General features: G+C 57.2%; 1 protein-coding gene. It reads right to left on the minus strand.

The features are described 5' to 3' along the window. Positions 1–149: 149 nt before the first annotated feature. Entirely contained in the window at positions 150–1,409 is a 1,260-nt protein-coding gene (locus tag M5G11_RS24910) for an IS256 family transposase (RefSeq protein WP_273913769.1), read from the minus strand. Positions 1,410–1,656: the final 247 nt, after the last annotated feature.

Consider the following 1,656-nt stretch of genomic DNA (forward strand, 5'->3'; position numbering starts at 1 on the left):
TCTTTGGGGTGCTGAAGTCGGGACAACCTTAGGACCCGAAGTTAGCACTTGCCCGGTGACGGGCATGACGGTATCTACAGGTATGGCGGGGACTGTCAGATTTTTTGTGTGCGGGCCGGTAACGGCCTGCCGTCAGGCAGGCCGTGCTTTTACCAGGTCGGCCTGATAAATCGATCTCCGTACAGAATCGCAAATTGATTCATCGCGCTTTTCCAGTCATGGGCGGCAGAGCCCCAGTTCGCAGTGATATTGCGCAGCCCAAGCCAGATCAATTTGGTCGCCGCATCGTCGGTCGGGAAGTGACCGCGGGTCTTGATGATCTTGCGTAGCTGAGCGTTGATGCTTTCGATAGCGTTGGTTGTGTAAATCACTTTCCGGATGGCCGGCGGGAAAACGAAGAATGGAATCACTCGATCCCAGACGCGCCTCCAGGCAACCGCAACCGTTGGATACTGCTTGCCCCAAGGCCCGCTTTCAAATGCGTCCAACGCTTGTTCAGCCGCCTCGGCGTTGATTGCCTGATAGATCGGTTTGAGCGCTTTGGCCAGTTCACGGCGCTTGTCCCACGCCGCGTAGTCAAGGCTGTTGCGGATCAGATGGACGATGCACGTTTGCAGTGTCGTCTCTGGAAACACTGCACTTAGAGCCTCCGGCATACCTTTAAGGCCATCGGTTACGGCGATCAGCACGTCTTCGACACCACGCACTTTCAGGTCATTGAAGACCTTCATCCAAAACTTGGCGCCTTCGGTGTTCTCGATCCAGATGCCCAAAATATCGCGTGTTCCGTCTGGCAAAACACCCAACGCCAAATAGATTGCCTTGTTGCGGACCAGGCCCTCTTCGCGGATTTTGACGCGCAGAGCATCGAAGAAAATGACCGGGTACATCGGCTCCAGGGGCCGCTGTTGCCACGCACCGATTTCCTCCATGACCTCGTCGGTTACAGAGCTGATGAAGTCAGGCGAAACGTCCGTCCCGTACTGTTCGGAGAGAAACGCGCGGATCTCTCTGACGGTCATGCCACGGGCGTACATGGCGATGATTTTGTCATCGAAGCCGGTGTAACGACGTTCGTGCTTGGGGATCAGAATGGGTGAAAAACTGCCGTCCCGGTCGCGGGGAATATCCAACCGCAGCGGGCCGTCACCGGTTAGAACCGTCTTTCCGCTTTTGCCGTTGCGTAGGTTGCCCTCATCCGCGGGGCGCTGCGCGCCCGGCGGATAGCCCAGGTGGTGACCAAGTTCGGCACTCAGGGCTCGTTCAATCAAGGCCTTCTTGAAGGCAGCAGAGGCATCCTCGATGGCTTCTGCCGTCATCAGCCCGTCCCCGAACTGCTCAAGCAGCTCTTTCGGGATTTTCGGTAATTCTCGTGGCGCTTGGCGCGCGGGTTTCTTTTTGGTTGGCATACATGCACCTCTTGCTCATGTTATGCCCGAACACAAAATTTCTGACACCCCCGCCGTCACGGCGGAACCGGCCCGAAAGCCCCCCAGAAAACCACTACCCAATAAAATCCGGCCACCCATCCGACACCAGCAATACACGTGCCTTCCCGTGCCAGAGCCCATCACCAGCTTCCACTACACGCACCAGCCAAACCGCGAGAGCCAGCGTATCCAGCTGCGCGCGACCTTGCCCCCAATGTTCAACGGA

The organism is Pseudomonas fontis, from assembly GCF_028656955.1.
GTDB classification, from domain to species: Bacteria; Pseudomonadota; Gammaproteobacteria; order Pseudomonadales; family Pseudomonadaceae; genus Aquipseudomonas; species Aquipseudomonas fontis.

Bases quoted from the DNA above. Each gene is read 5' to 3' on its own strand.
- M5G11_RS24910 (WP_273913769.1), bottom strand. From the start codon at position 1,409: ATGCCAACCAAAAAGAAACCCGCGCGCCAAGCGCCACGAGAATTACCG.